The 21476-nt window shown below is 50.9% G+C and carries 15 protein-coding genes; 11 read left to right on the top strand and 4 right to left on the bottom strand.

Translation table 11 applies throughout. The annotated features are described in order from the left end of the window. Positions 1-89: 89 nt before the first annotated feature. The gene (locus tag J6600_RS14905; protein WP_007408704.1) at positions 90-1580 is read left to right on the top strand and encodes a leucyl aminopeptidase; all 1491 of its coding nucleotides are present in this window, start codon (positions 90-92) and stop codon (positions 1578-1580) included. 132 nt (positions 1581-1712) lie between these two features. Then, positions 1713-3041 carry a Na+/H+ antiporter NhaC family protein gene (locus tag J6600_RS14900; protein WP_007613482.1) on the top strand — a complete coding sequence of 443 codons (1329 nt, stop codon included), beginning with the start codon at positions 1713-1715 and terminating at the stop codon, positions 3039-3041. 47 nt (positions 3042-3088) lie between these two features. On the opposite strand, the gene J6600_RS14895 is transcribed toward J6600_RS14900, so the two are convergent. After that, positions 3089-3682: a biotin transporter BioY gene (locus J6600_RS14895; protein ID WP_007408702.1), complete on the bottom strand. Its 594-nt coding sequence runs from the start codon at positions 3680-3682 to the stop codon at positions 3089-3091. A gap of 99 nt (positions 3683-3781) precedes the next feature. Here J6600_RS14895 and J6600_RS14890 point away from each other — a divergent pair, with 99 nt between their 5' ends. From J6600_RS14890 to J6600_RS14855, 8 genes are all read left to right on the top strand, one after another. Then, complete coding sequence (locus J6600_RS14890; protein WP_012118333.1) at positions 3782-4378, top strand: sulfite oxidase-like oxidoreductase; 597 nt, start codon at positions 3782-3784, stop codon at positions 4376-4378. Positions 4379-4554: 176 nt separating this feature from the next. Then, positions 4555-5424 carry an alpha/beta hydrolase gene (locus J6600_RS14885; protein WP_209387554.1) on the top strand — a complete coding sequence of 290 codons (870 nt, stop codon included), beginning with the start codon at positions 4555-4557 and terminating at the stop codon, positions 5422-5424. A gap of 135 nt (positions 5425-5559) precedes the next feature. Next, positions 5560-6345, top strand: coding sequence for a 2,3-dihydro-2,3-dihydroxybenzoate dehydrogenase (locus tag J6600_RS14880; RefSeq protein ID WP_095273341.1), 786 nt, complete (start codon positions 5560-5562; stop codon positions 6343-6345). A gap of 23 nt (positions 6346-6368) precedes the next feature. Further along, positions 6369-7565 (top strand): isochorismate synthase DhbC, encoded by a 1197-nt coding sequence (gene dhbC / locus J6600_RS14875; protein ID WP_209387553.1) that lies wholly within the window; start codon positions 6369-6371, stop codon positions 7563-7565. 18 nt (positions 7566-7583) lie between these two features. Further along, on the top strand, positions 7584-9209 hold the full coding sequence (locus J6600_RS14870; RefSeq protein WP_209387552.1) for a (2,3-dihydroxybenzoyl)adenylate synthase: 1626 nt from the start codon (positions 7584-7586) through the stop codon (positions 9207-9209). Between the two features lie 17 nt (positions 9210-9226). Further along, positions 9227-10153, top strand: coding sequence for an isochorismatase (locus J6600_RS14865; protein ID WP_022553717.1), 927 nt, complete (start codon positions 9227-9229; stop codon positions 10151-10153). A gap of 14 nt (positions 10154-10167) precedes the next feature. After that, entirely contained in the window at positions 10168-17295 is a 7128-nt protein-coding gene (locus J6600_RS14860; protein ID WP_209387551.1) for an amino acid adenylation domain-containing protein, read from the top strand. An 18-nt stretch (positions 17296-17313) separates the two neighbouring features. After that, a complete protein-coding gene (locus J6600_RS14855; protein ID WP_007408694.1) occupies positions 17314-17529 on the top strand; it encodes an MbtH family protein in 216 nt (71 codons plus the stop codon). Positions 17530-17573: 44 nt separating this feature from the next. Here the strand turns inward: J6600_RS14855 and J6600_RS14850 are convergent, their stop codons facing one another. The 3 genes from J6600_RS14850 to J6600_RS14840 form a co-directional block, all read right to left on the bottom strand. Further along, a complete protein-coding gene (locus J6600_RS14850) occupies positions 17574-18251 on the bottom strand; it encodes a YukJ family protein (protein ID WP_095273335.1) in 678 nt (225 codons plus the stop codon). A 118-nt stretch (positions 18252-18369) separates the two neighbouring features. Then, on the bottom strand, positions 18370-19500 hold the full coding sequence (gene ald / locus J6600_RS14845; RefSeq protein WP_003152011.1) for an alanine dehydrogenase: 1131 nt from the start codon (positions 19498-19500) through the stop codon (positions 18370-18372). Positions 19501-19603: 103 nt separating this feature from the next. Next, positions 19604-20833: a sporulation transcriptional activator AdeR gene (locus J6600_RS14840; protein WP_014418775.1), complete on the bottom strand. Its 1230-nt coding sequence runs from the start codon at positions 20831-20833 to the stop codon at positions 19604-19606. 315 nt (positions 20834-21148) lie between these two features. Between J6600_RS14840 and J6600_RS14835 the strand changes: the two genes are divergently transcribed. Further along, positions 21149-21442 carry a WXG100 family type VII secretion target gene (locus J6600_RS14835; protein ID WP_003152013.1) on the top strand — a complete coding sequence of 98 codons (294 nt, stop codon included), beginning with the start codon at positions 21149-21151 and terminating at the stop codon, positions 21440-21442. Positions 21443-21476: the final 34 nt, after the last annotated feature.

Genomic DNA, 21476 nt, shown 5'->3' with positions numbered 1-21476 from the left:
CCCTTAGTTTGGTAAAATAAAATCAATGAAAAATGTTTTTTCATTATACCACTTTACATAACAAATACCCACATAAGGAGTGTGTACTCATGTTTTATGCATCTGATCAACTGCGGCATCCCGAAACACTGGTCATCGGTCTTTTTCAAAAAAGCACGCTGAACGGATTTACGAAGGAATTGGATGATAAATTGGACGGTCATCTGACCCAGCTGTTAAAGGATGGTGATGTGTCCGCCAAACGCAATCGTGTATCAAAAGTATACCCTCCGGCTGCGACCGGTATGAAACGTATTTATTTTATCGGCCTGGGAAGAGAAGCGGATTATTCGTTTGAAGATACGAAAGAATGCTTTGCACGAGTATTTCAGCAGGTTCATCAAGATAAAAAACAGGAAGTATCCGTGTTGCTCGATACATTCGTCTCCGGTGAAGTGCCTGCCGCCGATGCCGCTCATGCGCTTTCAGAAAGCTGTCTGCTTGCGGTTTACGAAGTGCAGGATTATAAACATAAATCGAATGAGCCGGATCAGGAACTGAAATCAGTCTGCGCCGTGACCGAAGAAGACCTGAGGGAAGTGCAGGCCGGCCTGAACGTCGGAGCGGCATACGGCCAAGGGACGAATTCAGCCCGCACGCTTGTGAATATGCCGGGTAATATGCTGACGGCCACTGATTTGGCGTCATATGCCGCCGAGCTTGCGGCGAAATACGATTTCGAGTGTGAAATTTTAGAAAAAGATGAAATGGAAGAGCTCGGCATGGGCGGGCTGCTTGCCGTTAACAAGGGCTCATCCGAACCGCCGAAAATGATCGTTCTGAAGTATCAGGGCAAAGATCAGTGGGAAGACGTCATCGGCCTGGTCGGTAAAGGAATTACCTTTGATACGGGCGGATATTCAATTAAGCCGAAAACCGGCATTGTCGGCATGAAAAGCGATATGGGAGGGGCCGCCTCGGTATTAGGGGCAATGGAGATTATCGGCGAACTGCGGCCTGAACAAAACGTGCTCGCTGTCATACCGTCTACGGACAACATGATTTCGTCCGATGCGATGAAGCCGGATGATGTCATCGTTTCGCTCAGCGGAAAAACCATTGAGATCCTGAACACCGATGCGGAAGGGCGTCTCGTGCTTGCCGACGGCATCACATACGCCAAGCAGCACGGAGCCTCTGTCCTCGTAGACGTCGCAACGTTAACGGGCGGTGTCATTGTCGCCTTAGGGAACGAAATGACGGGCGCTATGACTAATCACGCCGCGTTTTATGAACAGGTGGCGGAATCGGCGAAAGAATCCGGCGAGCCGATCTGGCAGCTTCCGATTACAGAAAAGGATAAAAAACGGGTGAGAAACAGTCAGATGGCTGATTTGAACAATTCTCCGGGAAGAGAAGGCCACGCGATTATGGCGGGGGCATTCATTGGTGAATTCGCGGAAAACACGCCGTGGGTTCATCTCGATATTGCGGGAACCGCAACGGCGAATAAAGCGACATGCTTCGGCCCTGCCGGCGCAACAGGCGTCATGGCAAGGACGTTGGCTGTTTTGACTGAGCGGTTTACGCCCGAAAGATAACAGCAGCCCGCTGCCTTGATGCAGCGGGTTTTTTGATTTCCAAAATCTTTAGTTGACTAAAGCGCAGAATCTATGGTAACTTTAATTATCTACTACATTAGCAAACTAAAGGATTTTTGGAGGGACTCATCAATGAATGCTGTTGTTGTCGCAGTACTGCTTATGCTCGTCTTAAGCCTGCTGCGTGTCAATATTATTATAGCTTTAATGATCGGCGCGCTTGCCGGCGGGCTGACCGGCGGCTTAGGCCTCGGAGAGACGGTGAAGGCTTTTACGGACGGTCTCGGCGGAAATGCCACCGTCGCGGTCAGCTACGCGCTGCTCGGAGCATTTGCCGCGGCGCTGACAAAGACGGGGCTTCCCGATGCAATGGTGGAAGCGTCTGTCAAACTAATCGGAAAAAAGGAAGATTCGCGGAAAAAAGCACTGTCAAAAGTGTTAATCGTACTGATTATTTTAATCATATCCTGTTTCTCGCAAAACGTGGTGCCCGTTCACATTGCGTTTATTCCTGTATTGATTCCGCCGCTTTTAAAAATATTTAACGAACTTGAAATAGACCGCAGGCTGATCGCGTGTGTGATGACATTCGGACTGACTGCGCCGTATATCGTTCTGCCTGTCGGATTCGGACAGATTTTCCAGGGGATGCTGAGAGATAATATGGCGTCAGCCGGTTTAAAGGTGCCGCTCAGTGATATCCCGTATGCTTTAATCATCCCGACGGCCGGGATGGCGGTCGGTTTAATTTTAGCCGTCATCGTCTTCCGGAAACCGAAGAAATATGAGACGAAGGAGATTGCCGGACTATCGTCTTCTCCTTATACGAAAAAAAGCATTGCCATCGCCCTGATCTCCATTGCCGTGTCGCTTGCCGTTCAGCTCTATCTGTCACAAGTGCTCGGAGTGGAAGGTATGATCATGGGCGCGCTTGCCGGCTTGTTTACGCTGTTTATCAGCGGAGTCATGAAGCGCAATGAAGCGGATAAGCTGATCACGGACGGCATGATTCTGATGGCTTTTATCGGGTTTGTCATGCTTGTTGCAGCCGGTTTTTCAAATGTATTGAATAAAACGGGCGATGTGGCTTCCTTGGTCAAAGCATCAACAGGCTTTATCGGCCACAGCCAATCATTAGGCGCGCTCCTGATGCTGGTGGTCGGTTTATTAATCACGATGGGAATCGGATCATCATTTGCAACCGTACCCGTCATTACGACCATATTTGTCCCGCTGTGCGCTCAGCTCGGATTCAGCCCGATGGCGACGATCGCCGTAATCGGAGCGGCCGCCGCGGTCGGTGATGCGGGTTCTCCTGCAAGTGACAGTACGCTCGGGCCGACGTCAGGCCTCAGCGCCGACGGACAGCACCACCACATTTGGGATACGTGCGTACCGACATTTATTTTCTATAACATTCCGCTTGTGATATTCGGCTGGATTGCCGCGCTTGTCCTGTAAAAAAAAGGCTCCTGGAAAGGGGAGCCTTTTTGTATGCTGAGAACATCTTACGCCGGATTTCTGCTGAACCCCGTCGCTTTATGAATAGACCTGTATACGGCAGGCGCGATTGATGCCAATAACAGTGCTAAAACGATATCTTTTATGAAAAACCATATCATGTAAAACCAGGCCATTCCGTAGCTGATCGGAGCATGAAGCCATAATTTCAGCGCAATATACGTATAGGTCGTGCCAATGATATAAATGACGGCGGTACCGATCAAAGAGGCCCATGCATAATGCAGGCGGCCGGGTTTTTTTGTTTTTTCCAGCAGCCATCCGGCTGCAAATGCCGCCGGGATGTAAGCGAGAATAAATCCGCCGCTCTTTCCGATAAACGGCGCAAAGCCTGCTGAGAATTGAGCGAAAACAGGCGCACCCGCGAGTCCGGCCAATGCGTATACCGTCATTGCAATGGCTGCCCGTCTGGCGCCGAGAAGCATCGCGGCTAACAGACAAAAGAAAGGCTGCAACGATAACGGAATTCCCGCAACTTGCAAAAAAGGAGCCATTGATGTAATGTTGGCGCCGACGGCCATCAGTGCGGCAAACATGCCGATAAGCGCCATATCGCCCGCGCGAAGGTTGCGTTGTTTCATTTGTTTTTCCCCCTTACACTTGTACCAGATTAGCGTAATCGAAGGGTGATTGATTGTCAACAAAGATTTAATGCAGGTTTACTAAATGGAGGGAGCCATATGTTTTTCGGGAAAACGAAACAAACAAAACAGTCGGAACGGATTCCGCCAAACCAAAATGTCACAACGAAGTTTCCCGTGCTTCACGCCGGAAATGTTCCTTATTATGAAGATATGTCAAAATGGAATCTGCAAGTGTACGGGCTTGTTGACCGTCCTATGCTGTTAAGCTTTGAAGATATCAAAGCCTTTCCTGAAGCCGAAGTGAAAAATGATATTCATTGCGTCACGGGCTGGTCCCGTCTTGATAATATCTGGCAGGGAATACGCGCCAAAGACATCGCTGAGAAAGCGGGCGTGCACAAAGAAGCGGGATTCGTCATTCTGCACGCTGAAGAGGGCTGGACGGCCAACCTGCCGCTTTCTGATTTTACGCGGGAAACATCCCTGCTGGCATATGCGCATAACGGCGAGCCGTTAACGCCAGAGCACGGCTATCCGCTCAGAGGCGTTTTCCCCCATCTTTATTTTTGGAAAAGCGCAAAATGGCTGCGCGGCATTCAGTTTACAAAGGAAAACCACCCCGGCTTCTGGGAGAAAAACGGCTACCATATGAGGGGAGATCCATGGAAGAATGAGCGCTTTACATGGGATTAAGCCTCCTATCACGATATAGTTCTTAGGTACCTTATTGAAATAAGGTGCTTTTTTTATATCGAAAATCCATTGACTTTGTTTGGCAAAAAACCTATTATTTGAGGTGTCTTTTGATATTGAAAATCATTATCAGTAAGCATAGATAAAGCAATTGCCGCAAAGGGGATGAACACATAATGGACGGAAAACAAATAAAGCGGGGTTTCGCGCCGGCCGGCCGATACGCGGTTCCGGGCACAGAAGTAAGAGAAATGCGCTCAAAAGGAGGCCGTACGTATCGTATCTTTGTCTCTTTTCCTCAGGAAGAACCGCCTGCATCCGGCTTCCCCGTCATATACCTGCTCGATGCGAATTCCGTGTTCGGCACAATGACCGAAGCTTTGCGGGTGCAAAGCCGACGGCCTGAAAAAACAGGCGTTGTTCCGGCGGTGATTGTCGGAATCGGCTACCCGACAGATCAGCCGTTTTCCGCCGAACGTCACAGTGATTTTACGATGCCGCTTTCTGAATCAGAACTGCCGGTGCATCCGCGCGGCGCGGCATGGCCCGAACAGGGAGGGGCGGAAGCATTTCTGGAGTTTATAGAAGAAGAAGTAAAGCCCGCGATGGAGCGGGATTATCCGATCGACAGAGGCAGGCAGACGATTTTCGGCCATTCGCTGGGCGGTCTTTTTGTGCTGCAAGTGCTTTTGACGAGGCCGGACATGTTTCAGACCTATGTTGCCGGGAGTCCGTCAATTCACTGGAACAAGCGTTTTATTCAGGAAAAAGCGGAACGTTTGTCAGACCGGCTCTCTGCGGAAAATCTTCAAGTCAGCGTATTGCTGGCTGCGGGAGAAATTGAAAAAACACATAAAAGCAGAATCCCGCAGCACGCAGAGGCGCTGTACTCTTTATTATCCGGGTTTGAAGATGAAGGAGTCCGTGCTGAATACAGCGAGTTTGAAGGAGAAGGCCATATTTCTGTCCTGCCCGTTTTAATCAGCAGAGCCCTGCGTTTCTGCCTGAATCCGGGAGGGCCGCATACCCCGTATTCTCCCGCATGAGAAAAAACAGGCCCTTCGAACTAAATGCGGCTGATTCTAATTTTCTAATTGACTGCGTGTTTTGATTTGGATATGATTGTCTTGAATCATAATTGATAATGATAATCATTATCAATATAGAAAGGGAATGATAATATGGACGCATTGGGAATGAAAGGGAAAACGGCCGTTGTCACCGGCGCCGCTCAAGGCATCGGAGAAGCAACAGCGCTTGCCCTTGCTGAACAAGGCGTAAATGTGGCAGCTATAGATACAAATGAAGACCTGCTTCTCGGGCTTACTGACAGACTTCGGAAAAAAGGCGTGCAGGCGCAGGGGTTTGCCGCAGATGTATCTGACAGTGCGGCTGTCAATGATATCATCGCCGCCGTTGAACGCGACATGGGGCCTATTGAAATATTGGCGAACGTTGCGGGCGTGCTGCGGCCGGGTCCGGTGCAATCCCTCAGTGATGAAGATTGGGATCAAACATTTTCTGTTAATACGACCGGCGTTTTTCATGTATCGCGGGCTGTAAGCCGGTACATGATTGAGCGTCAAAAAGGCGCCATCGTTACGGTCGGTTCGAATGCAGCCGGCGTTCCGCGTGCTTCCATGGCGGCTTATGCGGCGTCAAAAGCGGCTGCCGCCATGTTTACGAAATGTCTCGGACTGGAGCTTGCTGCCCATCATATCCGCTGCAACATCGTATCTCCGGGTTCAACGGAAACCGACATGCAGCGGGCGCTGTGGCAGGACGAGAACGGAGCCCGGGACGTCATCAGAGGTTCGCTTGATACATATAAAACGGGAATTCCGCTTCAAAAGCTTGCGAAGCCTTCTGATATTGCAAATGCCGTTTTGTTTCTGGCTTCTGAACAGGCAAACCATATTACGATGCATGATTTATGCGTTGATGGCGGCGCTACTTTAGGCATTTGATTTAACGAGAAGGAGGGACAAACATGACAAATCAACATTTATTGGCGGAAGTGTCAGCAAAAGAGGTGCTGGACGCTTACAAGCCCGGGGCGTTCTTTTTAGCTTCCCCGAAAAGTACGATGCTTGCGGAAGGAATGTTTGCGGAAGTGCCTGATACAGACGCGGTAAATCAGCTGGATTCAATGCCTGAACGCGTGAGACAGACGCTTCTTGAGGCAAAGCAAGCCGGCATCAAACATCCGATTGCGGCCGGCGCCATTCCTTTTGACGGCAGAAAAGCTTCCCGGCTTTTTGTACCGAAGAATGTCCATACGGCAGGCCCGCTTTCGTTTGCGGAATCTTCCGCAGAAAAGCCGCAATCCAATACATATGACATCTGTCCCGTTCCGGAGCCTGAGGGCTTTATGAGCGGTGTGGAACAAGGCGTATTCAACATTACGGACGGTCCGCTCAGCAAAATCGTGCTGTCAAGGACGCTTCATCTGACCGCTGAAAAGGATATCGACATTCCTCAGGCCGTCAAGCATTTGGCGCAGCACAACCCGCGCGGCTATACATTCGCTGCGGATGTGACGGGAACGTCAGAAACAAGAAAAACGCTTTTCGGCGCAAGTCCTGAACTGCTGCTGTCCAAAAATGGAACATCAATTCTGTCCAATCCGCTGGCAGGTTCCAGACCTCGCAGCACAGATCCCGCCGAGGATCAGAGAAGAGCGGAAGAACTGCTGCAATCAGCAAAAGATCTGCATGAACATGCCGTAGTCGTGGCCGCCGTGGCCGCCGCCCTTAAACCGTTCTGCCGTGTGCTTGATGTGCCGGAAAAACCGTCACTCATTAAAACTGAGGCGATGTGGCACCTGTCCACCGAGGTAAAGGGAGAGCTGCGTGATCCGTCAACGACATCACTTGAGCTGGCCATCGCCCTGCATCCGACACCCGCGGTATGCGGAACGCCGACGGATGCGGCGAGAGAAGCGATTCAGGATATTGAGCCGTTTGACCGCAATTTCTACACGGGAATGGCGGGCTGGTGTGATGCTGAGGGTGACGGAGAATGGATTATCGCACTCCGCTGCGCCGAAGCGGAAACAAGGTCTCTCCGGCTCTTTGCGGGTGCCGGGATTGTCGCCGGATCAAAGCCGCAGGATGAATTGGACGAAACATCGGCGAAATTCCGCACCATGCTCCGGGCGATGGGGCTTTACCAAGATGAGTTGTAAAAAAGGAGGGAACGGATCGTGCTGACTGGATTTACGCCATGGCCGGAAGAATGGGCTGACAAATACCGAAAAGACGGCTGCTGGAAGGGTGAGACGTTCGGAGGAATGCTGAAAGAGCGCGCGGCTTTATACGGAAATCAAACTGCCGTGACGTGTAAAGATGTACATTGGAGCTACAAAGAATTAGATGAAAGGGCCGATCGTTTAGCGGCGGGACTGCGTAAGCTTGGAATTCAAAAGGAAGACCGCGTTGTCGTTCAGCTGCCGAATATCGCTGAGTTTTTTGAAGTGATTTTCGCGCTGTTCCGGCTCGGAGCGCTGCCCGTTTTCGCACTGCCTTCTCATAGAAGCAGTGAGATTACGTATTTCTGCGAGTTTGCAGAGGCGAAAGCATACATCATTCCTGATATGCATTCAGGTTTTGATTACAGAGCGCTTGCCAGACAGGTGAAAGACAAACTTCCGGATTTAGCGCATGTCATTGTGGCCGGCGAAGCTGAAGAGTTTCAAGAACTGAGCAGCCTGCATAGAGAGCCTGTTCAGCTGGAAGAAGTAAGCCCGGCGGAAGTCGCCTTTTTACAGCTTTCAGGAGGCAGTACGGGGCTGTCCAAGCTGATTCCGCGAACACACGACGATTACATATACAGTTTGCGCATCAGCGCGGAAATATGCGGCTTGGATCATCACAGCGTTTATTTGGCCGCTCTGCCGACAGCGCATAATTATCCGCTCAGCTCGCCGGGTGTGTTGGGAACTTTATATGCCGGAGGCCGGGTTGTTCTGTCACCGACGCCGAGTCCGGATGACTGCTTCCCGTTAATTGAAAAAGAACGTGTCACAATTACAGCGCTCGTCCCGCCGCTTGCGATGGTGTGGATGGACGCATCCGGTTCGCGAAGTGATGATTTATCAAGCCTTCAAGTGCTGCAGGTGGGAGGCGCCAAATTCAGCGCTGAGGCGGCCCGCCGCGTAAAGAGCGCTTTCGGATGCACCCTTCAGCAGGTTTTCGGAATGGCGGAAGGATTGGTGAATTATACGAGACTGGATGATCCTGAAGAAATCATTGTCAATACGCAAGGCAGACCGATGTCACCTTTTGATGAGGTAAGGGTTTTAGACGATGACGGGCGGGATGTCGCCCCCGGTGAAGCGGGACATTTGTTTACACGCGGCCCTTACACGATTCGCGGATATTATAAAGCGCCTGAACATAATGAAAGATCATTCACAGCCGACGGATTTTATCAGACCGGCGATATCGTCAAACTGACGGCGGACGGCTATATCATCGTCGAAGGACGTGCGAAAGATCAAATCAATCGGGGCGGTGAAAAAATAGCCGCTGAGGAGGTGGAAAATCACCTTCTTGCGCATCCTGCCGTTCATGATGCGGCCATGGTTTCAATGCCGGATGATTTTCTCGGGGAGCGATCCTGTGTGTTCGTCATCCCGAAAGGAGAAGCGCCGAAACCGGGAGAGCTGAAAGCATTTTTACGTGAGCGCGGATTGGCGGCATATAAAATCCCCGACCGGATTGAATTTATCGCTTCTTTCCCGAAAACCGGCGTCGGCAAGGTCAGTAAAAAGGATCTTCGCGAAACGATCGCCCAAAAAGTAAAGCCGGCTGAAATCAAACAATCTTAAAAAAGGAAGTGTTTACATTGGCTATACCGTCTATTCCCGCATATGCGCTGCCGACAGCGTCAGATATGCCTGAAAATAAAGTATCGTGGACGCTGAATCCGAAACGCGCGGTGCTTCTGATCCATGACATGCAGAATTATTTCGTCGATGCTTTTGCGAAAGGTGAGGCTCCGATCACGGAGGCGGCTCAGAATATCAAAAAAATAAAAGAGCAATGCAAAGCACTCGGCATTCCGGTGGTGTATACCGCGCAGCCGGGCAGCCAAGACCCGGCGGACCGCGCGCTGCTGACGGATTTTTGGGGGCCGGGGCTAAAAAGCGGGCCTTATGAAGAAAAGGTCATTCCGGAGCTTGCCCCGGATGATCAGGACATTGTCCTCACAAAGTGGAGATACAGCGCGTTTAAACGGACGAATCTCCTTGACATCATGCGTGAAAGCGGCAGAGACCAGCTCATGATTACAGGAATTTATGCACACATCGGCTGTCTCGTCACAGCCTGTGAAGCATTTATGGATGATATCCAAAGCTTCTTTATCGGAGACGCCGTTGCTGATTTTTCTTCAGAAAAACATAAGATGGCCATCGAATATGCGTCTCAGCGCTGCGCTTACACGGCTTTGACAAACGAAGTACTGGAGCTGCTGGGCGGCGCGCCGGTTTCTGAAGGAGAAGAGAAGGTTTCCGCCGTATTGACAAAAGACCGGGTGCGGGAACAAATTGCGGCGATTCTTCAAGAATCACCGTCTGATATTCCGGATCATGAAGACCTGCTGGACAGAGGTCTTGACTCCGTCAGAATCATGAGCCTTGTCGAACAATGGCGCCGTGACGGAGCTGAAGTGACGTTTGTGGAACTGGCGGAGAACCCGACGCTGGAAGAGTGGTGGAGACTTCTTTCTTCCCGATCTCAAAAAGTCTTGCCGAACGCAGATTATTTATAAAGGGAGAGAATAGAATGCATGATACACAACAGCTGCCTCTGACAGGCGCACAGGCCGGTATCTGGTTTGCGCAGCAGCTTGATCCTGATAATCCGATTTACAATACAGGCGAGTACGTTGAGATAAACGGCGCGATCGATGTGAACATATTTAAAACCGCTCTCGAACGCGTGCTGATGGAAGCCGCGTCATTACACGCCCGCTTCGAAGAGGGAGCAGACGGGCCGAAGCAGATCATCAATCCTCCATTTGAGGCTGCGATCGATGTCATAGATGTGAGTTCAGAAGCTGATCCGAAAGAGGCCGCACTCAGACTCATGCAGACAGATTTGGCTGAGCCCGTCGATATGGCGGCCGGGCCTTTGTTCCGCGACATTTTATTTCAGGCGGGACCGGAACGCTTTTTCTGGTATCAGCGCATTCACCACATTGCGATAGACGGCTACGGTTTTTCACTGCTGGCACGGCGTACGGCGCAAATGTACACCGCAATACGGGAGGGACGTCCGGATAAAGGGCGCTCCTTCGGCTCTTTGGAGGAGCTGGTAAAAGAAGAACAAGAATACCGCGCGTCTGATCAATTCCTGAGAGATCGGGAATTTTGGATGGAGAAATTTGCGGATGAACCTGATGTCGTCAGTTTGGCGGAAAGAGCGCCGAGAACGTCAACACGTTTTCGGAGAAGCACGGCTTATCTTTCTGAAACGGCTTTACAGCATGTAAAAGCGATTCCGAACTGGCATGAAGCCGTCACGGCCGCAGCGGCGGTATATGTCCACCGGATGACAAACGCGGGGGATATCGTACTCGGCTTACCGATGATGGGGCGGATCGGCTCGATTTCACTGAATATTCCGAGTATGGTCATGAATCTTCTGCCTTTACGGCTTTCTCTTCGCCCGGATATGAATTTTCATGAGGCCGTCAGCCAAGTGGCAAAAGAAATCCGAAACATCCGGCGCCATCAGAAATACCGCCATGAAGATATGCGCCGCGACCTTAAATTGCTCGGAGAAAATCGCAGGCTGTTCGGCCCGCAAGTCAATGTGATGCCGTTTGACTACGCGCTTGATTTCGCCGGAGCGCCGGGCGCCGTTCATAACTTATCAGCCGGGCCCGTTGATGATTTGTCAATTAACGTTTACGACAGAGCGGACGGAAGCGGAATGCGTGTGGACTTTGATGCGAATCCGGAAGTGTACAGCGCCGAAGATATTGAAAACCATCAAAAACGATTCCTGCTTCTGTTGGAATCCGCTGTGAAGGACCAGACACAAAAAATCGGCACACTCAACCTTCTGCTTGAAAGTGAACGTCTCCGCGTACTGGAAAGCTGGAATGACACGCGCAAGGCCGAGAAGCAGAAAAGTCTGCCGGAGCTGTTTTACGAACAGGCCGTAAAAACACCGGACCGGCCGGCAATCATCACCGAAAACGAAGAGCTCAGCTATGCCGAATTGAACAAGCGCGCGAACCAGCTTGCCGGCATGCTAAAGGAAAAGGGGCTGGGACCGGAACAATTTGCCGCTTTGCTGCTTCCGCGGTCACAGGAGTTGGCCGTGAGCATGCTGGCCGTTTTGAAAACGGGAGCCGCATACCTGCCGCTTGATCCTGATTTTCCTTCTGAGCGGATCACATACATGCTCAAAGATGCACAGCCTGCATGCCTGATTACAACGATGGAATTATCCGGCCGCATGCCGGAAGACAGTGATGCAAAAAGGATCATTCTCGATGACCTGGATACGGTAAAAACCGTTGCCGCTCAAAATGCTGACTGTCCCGCTCAGGCGGAATGTTCGCCTTTGCACCCCGCTTATATCATTTATACATCGGGCTCAACGGGCAAACCGAAAGGCGTAGTCGTCACATTAAAAAGCGTAAGCAATTTCCTCTTATCCATGCGGGAAATGTTCCCGCTCGGCGAACAAGACCGCCTGCTTGCCGTTACGACTGCGGCGTTTGATATTTCCGGACTTGAGCTCTTCCTTCCGCTCATCAGCGGGGCGGGGTGCGTCATCGCACGTAAAGAGACGATTCAGGAACCGCGGGCGCTTGCGCACATGATTCACTCATACGGTATTTCAATCATGCAGGCAACGCCGACATTGTGGCATTCATTAGTCACCAATGAACCGGATTCTCTCCGGGCGCTGCGGGTGCTTGTCGGAGGTGAGGCGCTTCCGAACGCGCTTATGCATGCTCTGCTTGAATCAGGCTGTACGGTGACGAATCTGTACGGGCCGACTGAAACAACAATCTGGTCGGCCGCACAGCCGCTTGCAAAAGACCATACGGGGGCGCCTCCGATCGGAACGCCGATTTGGAACACACGGGTATACGTGCTGGACGCCGCATTGCAGCCCGTCCCGCCGGGAGTCGCGGGCGAGCTTTATATCGCGGGTGAGGGGCTTGCCAGAGGTTATTATAACCGTCCTGATTTAACAGCTGAAAGATTCATTGCCGATCCGTACGGGCCCGCGGGCGCGAGGATGTACCGGACGGGAGATCTCGTGCGCTGGCGTGAGGACGGCTCGCTTGATTATATCAGCAGAGCCGATCACCAAATTAAAATCCGCGGGTTCCGGATAGAATTAGGAGAAATTGAGTCAGTGCTGTCGAAATACCCGGGTATTTCGCAGGCCGCCGTCATTGTCCGTGAAGACCAGCCGGGAGATAAGCGGCTGGCGGCTTACGCTGTCGCGGATCAGCCCCTTGATATCGGCGGACTTCGTGCATATATGGCCGAAAGCCTGCCGGATTATATGGTGCCGGGCGCGTTTGTACAGCTGAAAGAATTGCCGCTGACGCCGAATAAGAAGCTCGATCGCAGCGCTCTGCCTGCACCTGATTTTTCCGCTGTCCTGTCTGACAGAGGGCCGCGGACGCCGCAGGAGGAAATATTATGCGATCTGTTTGCCGAGGTTCTCGGTCTCGCGCGGGTCGGAATTGATGACGGGTTCTTTGAATTGGGCGGACATTCGCTCTTAGCCGGACGCCTGATGAGCCGGGTCCGGGAGACGATGGGCGCAGAGCTTGGCATCGGCCGTCTGTTTGATACGCCGACCGTTGCCGGGCTCGCCGCACAGCTTGACACCGCAAAGAGTGCGCGGCCTAAGCTCAAGCCGTTTGACCGGCCGGAGCACATCCCGCTGTCATTTGCGCAGCTGCGTCTTTGGTTTCTCTACTGTCTTGAAGGGCCAAGCCCGACTTACAACATTCCGGTGATTGTCCGCATGTCAGGCAAGCTTGACCAATCAGCGCTGAAACACGCCTTTTACGATGTTGTCAGCCGTCATGAAAGCCTGCGCACTGTTTTTCCGGAAAATAAGGGATCATCTCATCAGCTCATTTTATCTGCTGAAGATGCCCGCCCTGTGTTTACAGTGACACGTGCAGACAAAAACGAGCTCCAAGACATGCTTGCCGCTGCGGCACGATATCGGTTTGATCTCGCTAAAGAGCCGGCCGTCCGGGCTGAGCTGTTTGATCTTGGTGACGGCGAGTATACGCTGATGATTCTCCTGCATCACATCGCAGGTGACGGCTGGTCCTTGAATCCGCTCATGCGTGACTTATCCATAGCCTATATCGCCCGGCAAACAGGTGAAAAAGCAGAATGGGCGCCGCTGGCGGTTCAATATGCGGATTATGCGCTTTGGCAGCAGCAGCTTTTAGGCAGCGCGTCTGATTCTGAGAGCTTAATCGCGCGCCAGCTGGATTTCTGGAAGAAAACGCTTGAAAATGTACCGGATCAGCTGGAGCTGCCGTCTGATTTTCCGCGTCCTGCTGAATCAAGCTACAGGGGCGGCGTCATTCCGGTCAACATTGGCCAAGAGCTTCATGCCCGTCTTCTCTCACTTGCCAGAAATCAGCGCGTAAGCCTGTTTATGGTGCTTCAATCAGGGCTTTCCGCGTTACTGACCCGGCTCGGTGCAGGGACCGATATTCCGATCGGCAGTCCGATAGCCGGCCGCAGTGATGACGCATTGGGAGACCTTGTGGGTATGTTCATTAATACACTCGTACTGAGAACCGATACCTCTGGCGATCCGAGCTTTTGTGAGCTCCTTGAAAGGGTCAGGGAAATGAATCTCGCAGCATATGAACATCAGGACGTGCCGTTTGAACGTCTCGTGGAAGAATTGAATCCGGTTCGTTCCCGGTCAAGACATCCGCTGTTCCAAGTGATGCTCGCATTCCAAAATACGCCTGATCCTGTACTCAGTCTTCCTGATATGGAAACAAGTCTGCAAATCAGCAGTGTCGGATCGTCCAAATTTGATTTGACGCTGGAATTGGCTGAACAGCGCCATGACGACGGCACGCCTGCCGGTATTGAAGGCCTGCTGGAGTTCAGTACGGACTTATTCAGAAAAGAAACGGCTGAAGCACTTGCCGGACGCCTGCTTCTTCTGCTCGAAGATGCCGCATCACATCCGGATAAACCGATCGGAAGCTTAACCATTCTTTCTGATGAAGAGCGCCGGAAGCTTTTGCCGGTTAAACGGGCAAAACAGCATATTCAGCCTCGGCAGACACTGCCTGAATTGTTTGAAATACAGGCCGCCGCAAAAGCGGATGAAACGGCGGCAGTATTTGAAGAGAGCGGGCTCACTTATAAAGAGCTGAATGAAAGAGCCAATCAGCTCGCGCATATGATGATTGCCCGCGGCGTCGGCCCGGAGCAGTTTGTCGCACTGGCGCTGCCGCGTTCTTTAGATATGATTGTCGGGCTGTTAGCCGTCCTGAAGACGGGGGCAGCGTATCTGCCGCTTGATCCTGATTATCCCGCGGACCGCATCGCTTTTATGTTACATGATGCCAAGCCTGTATTTATGCTCACCAATCGTGAAGGCGCAAGTAAGCTCTCTATCGAAAGCGGCATGCCGGCCTTCATCTTGGATGATCCGCAGAACAAGGAAACACTTCGGCAATATGCCGTCACGAACCCTGAGAATGCCGACCGTATTCGTCCGCTGTCACCGCTTCACCCGGCCTATGTCATTTACACGTCGGGATCAACAGGTGTGCCGAAAGGTGTCATCATTCCGCACAGCAATGTTATCAGGCTGTTTGAGTCGACGCGGCATTGGTATCACTTTCATTCTGATGATGTATGGACGATGTTTCACTCCTACGCTTTCGATTTCTCTGTCTGGGAAATGTGGGGGCCGTTGCTTCACGGCGGACGTCTCGTCGTCGTGCCGCATGACATCAGCAGATCGCCGGCAGCGTTTTTACATCTCCTCGTGAAAGAGCGGGTGACCGTACTTAACCAAACGCCGTCAGCGTTTTACCAGCTGATGCATGCGGAAAAAGAACACAAAGAGCTGGGGCGTCAGCTCGCACTCAGATATATCATCTTCGGCGGCGAGGCGCTTGAGCTGAGCCGGCTTGAGGATTGGTACAGCCGCCACGCGGACAATCAGCCGGTGCTCGTGAATATGTACGGCATTACGGAAACGACGGTGCACGTCAGTTACCTTGAATTAGACAAAAACATTGCCGAACTGAAGGCAAACAGCCTCATCGGCTGCGGCATTCCTGATCTGAACGTATATGTGCTTGATGACCGGCTGGAGCCTGTGCCTCCGGGCATCACGGGCGAAATGTATGTGGCCGGAGGAGGCGTGGCACGCGGTTACTTAGGGCGGCAAAGCCTGACCGCCGAACGCTTTGTGGCTGATCCGTACGGCCCGCCGGGAACGAGAATGTACCGGACAGGGGATTTAGCCCGTCTGCGGACGGACGGTTCTCTTGATTATATGGGCAGAGCGGACCACCAGATTAAAATCCGCGGCTTCCGGATTGAATTGGGAGAAATCGAAGCGGTTCTCGTCAAACATCCGGATGTCGAGGATGCTGCCGTAGTCGTCCGTGAAGACCGGCCGGGAGATAAACGGCTGGCCGCCTACCTTGTCCGATCTGCCGGCAGCACCTTGGACACGGGGGACATGCGCCGGTTTGCCGAAGAAAGCCTGCCGGATTACATGGTTCCGTCAGCTTTTGTCAAAATGAATGAACTGCCGCTGACACCGAATGGAAAGCTTGACCGAAAAGCGCTCCCTGCGCCTGACTTCCAAACGGAGGTCACCGGCCGGGGACCGAGAACGCCGCAGGAAGAAATGCTGTGTGAGCTGTTCGCAGAGGTGCTTCACCTGCCGCGTGTCGGTATTGATGACAGATTCTTTGATTTAGGCGGCCATTCTTTGCTTGCGGTTCATTTAATGAGCCGTATTCGGGAAGCGATGGGAGCCGAGCTGAGTATCGGAACATTATTTGAAGCTCCTACGGTGGCAAGCCTTGCTGAAAGACTTGAGTCAGGAACGGGCACAAGCGCGCTTGATGTTCTTCTTCCGCTCAGAACGGCAGGAGAAGAAACACCGTTGTTCTGTGTCCATCCGGCCGGCGGTCTCAGCTGGTGTTATGCCGGGCTGATGTCTTCTTTAGAGGCTGATTATCCGATATACGGCTTACAGGCGAGAGGCATCGGAAAAAAAGAACCGCTTCCGCAAAGCTTAGATGACATGGCGGCGGATTATATTGAAAAAATCCGCACCGTGCAGCCGAAAGGGCCGTACCGTCTGCTCGGCTGGTCTCTCGGAGGGAATGTCATTCAGGCCATGGCGACACAATTACAGAGCCGGGGTGAAGAGGTTTCGCTTTTGGTGATGCTTGACGCGTATCCGAATCATTTTCTGCCGATAAAAAATGCGCCTGATGACGAGGAAGCCGTTATTGCGCTGCTTGCCCTGGGAGGGTACGACCCGGACAGCCTCGGGGATCAGCCGCTTGATTTTGACACCGCGCTGACCATTCTCCGCCGTGAGGGAAGCGCATTAGCCAGTCTGGACGAGTCAGTGATGATGAATCTGAAAGACACGTACGTTAATTCTGTCGGGCTGTTAGGAACATACAAGCCGAAGCCGTTCCACGGAGATGTGCTGTTCTTCAGATCCACGATTATTCCGGAGTGGTTTGACCCGATTGAGCCGGATACTTGGAAACCGTATATTACGGGGAAAATCGAGCGGTATGACTTAGACTGCCGCCATAAAGATATGTGCCAGCCGGGCCCGCTTGCCGACATCGGCGCGATTCTGGCAGAGAAATTAAACGGACGGCGTACAGTCCGGTAAAGAAAGGAAAGAGATGATATGACAAATCCATTTGAACGGGAAGACGGCTCATACCATGTGCTCGTCAATGCTGAAGGCCAGTACTCACTGTGGCCGGCCTATCTGGATGTGCCGGACGGCTGGGAAACCCGCCTGACGAATGAAACCCGCCCCGTTTGTCTCGAATATATTGAAACAAACTGGCGTGATATGAGGCCGGAAAGCCTGAAACAGGCCGAAGCCGCTAAAATGTAATAAGAAAAGCCTGCCGTTATTTCGGCAGGCTTTTTATGCGGACATCAGCCGTTAAGCTGTGTATGATCACAAAATGTATAAGGGTGGCCTTCTTCATTCGTGCACCATGACTGAGACAGAAAAGCCAAAAAGACCGCGGCCCACTGGTCTGCAAACTGGATTAAAATACCGCCGTCGTGCCACGTTCCGTTATCCTTCTTCCAGCGTGTATCAATTGGGTTTCCCTGATTCATATGAATATTATGCATGCCGTTTGTCGGCTTGAACCCGAAAATCTTATCAGCGCCCGGCTCCGGCCCGAATTTAGAGCCGTAAATATAGACGGTGGCTTTTTCTGATTTGGCTTTTTGCATGTACGTCTCAATAAAGTCATTTAAGTCATTATCCGGACCGGTGACTTCATGCGGGAGGGGCACCATGTTCCGGGGATCAAACAATCCGCCGCGGACATAATCCAGCGCCAGCTCACGGCTGGTTTCATCAATTGGGGTATATCCATACGGAATGTTGGGCAGCAGGGTGATCGCGCTTGCGTCAAAATGATCGCGTGCCGCATACAGAACCTCTGATTCTTTTGAATTTGACATGACATTGATCGCACAGCGATAGCGCGTATCAGGCTCGCCTAGCACCTCGACTTGAAAATGCGGAGAATCATCATCTGTTTCCCTTTTCATATCTGACACAGTGCCTTTTAATACACCATAGTGCTGAACAGCCATATGAATCCTCCTTTTTCTTCCGGGATATGAATTGATATTCGAGACAGGGGGCCGTTTTTCCTTTTATGAGAAAGAAAAAAGGACAGCCCGCTGATCAGGCTGTCCTCTTCAATATCTATTAAGCTTTTGCAGCCGAACCTTGCATTGCTTTTTCAGCAGGCACGTAGTCATAACCTAAGTCTTTGGCTACCGCTTCATACGTGACATGTCCGTTAGCCGTATTTAAGCCCGCTTTAAGCGCAGGGCTGTCTGCAATGGCTTGTGCCGCGCCTTTATTGGCGATTTGAAGCGCGTAAGGAACGGTTACATTCGTTAATGCGAGCGTAGACGTACGCGGTACGGCGCCCGGCATATTGGCGACAGCGTAGTGAACGACGCCGTGTTTTTCGTAAGTCGGATTATCGTGGGTTGTAATATGATCAACGGTTTCCACAATGCCGCCCTGATCGATGGCAACATCAACAATGACGGAACCCGGTTTCATTTGTTTAACCATTTCTTCCGTAACGAGAGTCGGCGCTTTGGCTCCCGGGATGAGCACGGCGCAGATCAGAAGATCCGCTTCCGCGACGGAATCTGCAATATTTACAGGGTTTGACATCAATGTTTTAATCTGATGCCCGAAAATATCATCAAGCTGACGCAGTCGGTCTGCGTTCAAATCGATCATTGTCACATCGGCACCGAGTCCGACAGCCATTTTCGCGGCATTTGTTCCGACGCCGCCCCCTCCGATGATCGTGACTTTTCCGCGGGATACACCCGGTACGCCGGCTAATAAAATTCCTTTTCCGCCCTTTGGTTTTTCAAGAAACTGAGCCCCGATTTGAGCGGCCATTCTGCCGGCCACTTCGGACATCGGCGTAAGCAGCGGAAGGGAACGTCCGTCCGTTACCGTTTCGTACGCGATAGCTGTCACGCCTTTTTCTGTAAGCGCTTTAGCTAATTCCGGCTCTGCAGCTAAATGAAGGTAAGTGAATAAGACCAGACCTTGACGGAAATACGCATATTCTTCAGCCAGCGGTTCTTTTACCTTCATGACCATTTCCGCATCCCATACTTGCTTTCTGTCCTCCAGAATTTCCGCCCCTGCTGATACGTAATCTTCATTTGTAAAGCCGCTTCCGAGTCCCGCTCCGGATTCCACAAGAACCCGATGGCCGTTTCCGATAAGCTGTGAAACGCCTCCAGGTGTTAATGCCACTCGATTTTCATTGTTTTTGATTTCCTTTGGAACCCCGATAATCATGTCTGTTTCCCCCAATGTTTGTGTGATGCTTCAAGTGTAGCGCGATTTTTGCGAAAATTCTTTGTTTGAAACAGAAAATAAAAAAACACGGATTTGTGAAATTTCACGAACCCATGCTGCGAAGTTTGATATCAAGGTAAATCGTAAACTTTTCATTCACATTTTTTAAGTCGATTTCTGCGATCTGGCTGATTCTTTTCAGCCTGTAATTCAATGTATTGACATGGATGTTAAGCGCTTTAGCGGCGGTGTTGACGTTGCTGTCGGCATCAATAAAATGTTCGAGCGTTTTTACCATATCGGCTTGGTGCTCCCTGTCATACTGCTCAAGCTTTGAGAGAGAATAGTTCATATAGCCGCTGTGCTTGCGTTTTTCATCCAACACATCCAGGTACTGATAAATGCCGAGTTCCGAAAAGCTGAAAAGGTGTTTGGTTTCTCTCACAAACCGCTCTTTCGCTTTTAATACGGAAAGCGCTTCCTGATAGGAGCGGTAAACATAAGAAATCGATTCGTAAATACCGCCGACCGCAATCGACGCATCCTCAATTTTATATCGTTCCTTCAGCTGTTTTTGAATATGAAGGGCGAAGTGCTTTAAATCTTTAAAAGGCTGATCGGTTTTCGGCGCGGCTAATAAGATTAATTCATTTGAATCAACAGTCGCCAGCATGACATGAATCTGCTGTGTCGTTTCCTGCAAATATTGCAGCTGCTGTTCCGTCTTTTCAGTCAGCTCATCATGTAAACGGATGATCATGACGCTGAACACGGACGGCAGCGCCATCCCGAGCTTATGAAACCCTTCGGCCATTTCGGCTTCCTGATAAATATGGCCGGTCAGCATTTTCCAAAAAAACTCCTGGCCCCGCTCTTCGATTTTCGTTTTGCGGATCTGCAGGTGCAAAAGCTTGTTCCGCACCGCTTTGGCTGCCAGCTGAAGTGTCTTCAGATCCTCGTCATTGAGCTTTTTTTTGATCTCAAGCGCCCAAATAAATCCGAGAACCTGACTGTTTTTCCAGATGGAAATCGCCACGCGGTTGCTCAGGCCCACCTCGTCAATTTCTTTCACTTTGATCGGCTGGTCCGTTTTTAAAAGGGCCGGAATGGTTCCGTCTTTCCAGAGTTTGTTGATGACTTTTTCCGGCACCCTCCGCCCGATAATCGTCGACGTCCGGGCCGGATCTGTACAATCGCTGTGCGTGCTGTATGCAAGCAGTTTATGATTAACGTCTTCTATTGTAATGGGGCATTGAAGAACTTCACTGATATGGTCGGCAACATCTTCAAGCCTGTCGAAACTGTACTTAAATGGATCCTTTGGATTGGTCATCTGTATCCCTACTTTTTCATAGCTTCATATCTTGATCTTACCATCTTGCTTTTCAGACTGAAAGGCATCTTTGCAGGGAAATGGACTAGGACAATAAGATCATTCGATGAAATCGAAAATAATAAGAAAATCATACTACTGTATTTACAAAATGTGTAAATATGCCGAAAAATCCAATATATCATAAGACTCATTTTGTAAAATTAAAACAGATTTGTTTGACTGTACCGAATGGTTGTTTTTATAATAATGACGTTCAAAAAATAAGTGAATTAGCCCATATTTAGGCTGATGACACAGGAGGGTATAAGGAATATGTCTGGATTAATTCGTGTCACACCCGAAGAGCTAAGAGCGATGGCTAAGCAATATGGCGTTGAAAGTCAGGAAGTCATGAATCAGGTTGACCGCCTGAACCGCATGATTTCTGATTTGAAAGGCATGTGGGAAGGTGCTTCAAGTGAAGCATTTGCGGATCAATATGAGCAGCTGAAACCTTCATTTATTAAAATGTCTGAATTGCTGCAAGATGTGAATCATCAGCTCGATCAAACGGCAAATACGCTTGAGTCTACTGACCAAGATATCGCTAACCAAATTCGCGGATAATAAGATGAATGAAGAAACGGAGCGCCTGATTCAA

Source organism: Bacillus sp. LJBV19, assembly GCF_017797845.1.
GTDB lineage: Bacteria > Bacillota > Bacilli > Bacillales > Bacillaceae > Bacillus > Bacillus velezensis.
This window is presented reverse-complemented; position numbering and strand designations above follow the sequence as displayed.

Bases quoted from the DNA above. Each gene is read 5' to 3' on its own strand.
- J6600_RS14905 (WP_007408704.1), top strand. From the start codon at position 90: ATGTTTTATGCATCTGATCAACTGCGGCATCCCGAAACACTGGTCATC.
- J6600_RS14885 (WP_209387554.1), top strand. From the start codon at position 4,555: ATGGACGGAAAACAAATAAAGCGGGGTTTCGCGCCGGCCGGCCGATAC.
- J6600_RS14850 (WP_095273335.1), bottom strand. From the start codon at position 18,251: ATGGCTGTTCAGCACTATGGTGTATTAAAAGGCACTGTGTCAGATATG.
- J6600_RS14900 (WP_007613482.1), top strand. From the start codon at position 1,713: ATGAATGCTGTTGTTGTCGCAGTACTGCTTATGCTCGTCTTAAGCCTG.
- J6600_RS14860 (WP_209387551.1), top strand. From the start codon at position 10,168: ATGCATGATACACAACAGCTGCCTCTGACAGGCGCACAGGCCGGTATC.
- J6600_RS14835 (WP_003152013.1), top strand. From the start codon at position 21,149: ATGTCTGGATTAATTCGTGTCACACCCGAAGAGCTAAGAGCGATGGCT.
- J6600_RS14880 (WP_095273341.1), top strand. From the start codon at position 5,560: ATGGACGCATTGGGAATGAAAGGGAAAACGGCCGTTGTCACCGGCGCC.
- J6600_RS14840 (WP_014418775.1), bottom strand. From the start codon at position 20,833: ATGACCAATCCAAAGGATCCATTTAAGTACAGTTTCGACAGGCTTGAA.
- dhbC (WP_209387553.1), top strand. From the start codon at position 6,369: ATGACAAATCAACATTTATTGGCGGAAGTGTCAGCAAAAGAGGTGCTG.
- J6600_RS14895 (WP_007408702.1), bottom strand. From the start codon at position 3,682: ATGAAACAACGCAACCTTCGCGCGGGCGATATGGCGCTTATCGGCATG.
- J6600_RS14890 (WP_012118333.1), top strand. From the start codon at position 3,782: ATGTTTTTCGGGAAAACGAAACAAACAAAACAGTCGGAACGGATTCCG.
- J6600_RS14855 (WP_007408694.1), top strand. From the start codon at position 17,314: ATGACAAATCCATTTGAACGGGAAGACGGCTCATACCATGTGCTCGTC.
- ald (WP_003152011.1), bottom strand. From the start codon at position 19,500: ATGATTATCGGGGTTCCAAAGGAAATCAAAAACAATGAAAATCGAGTG.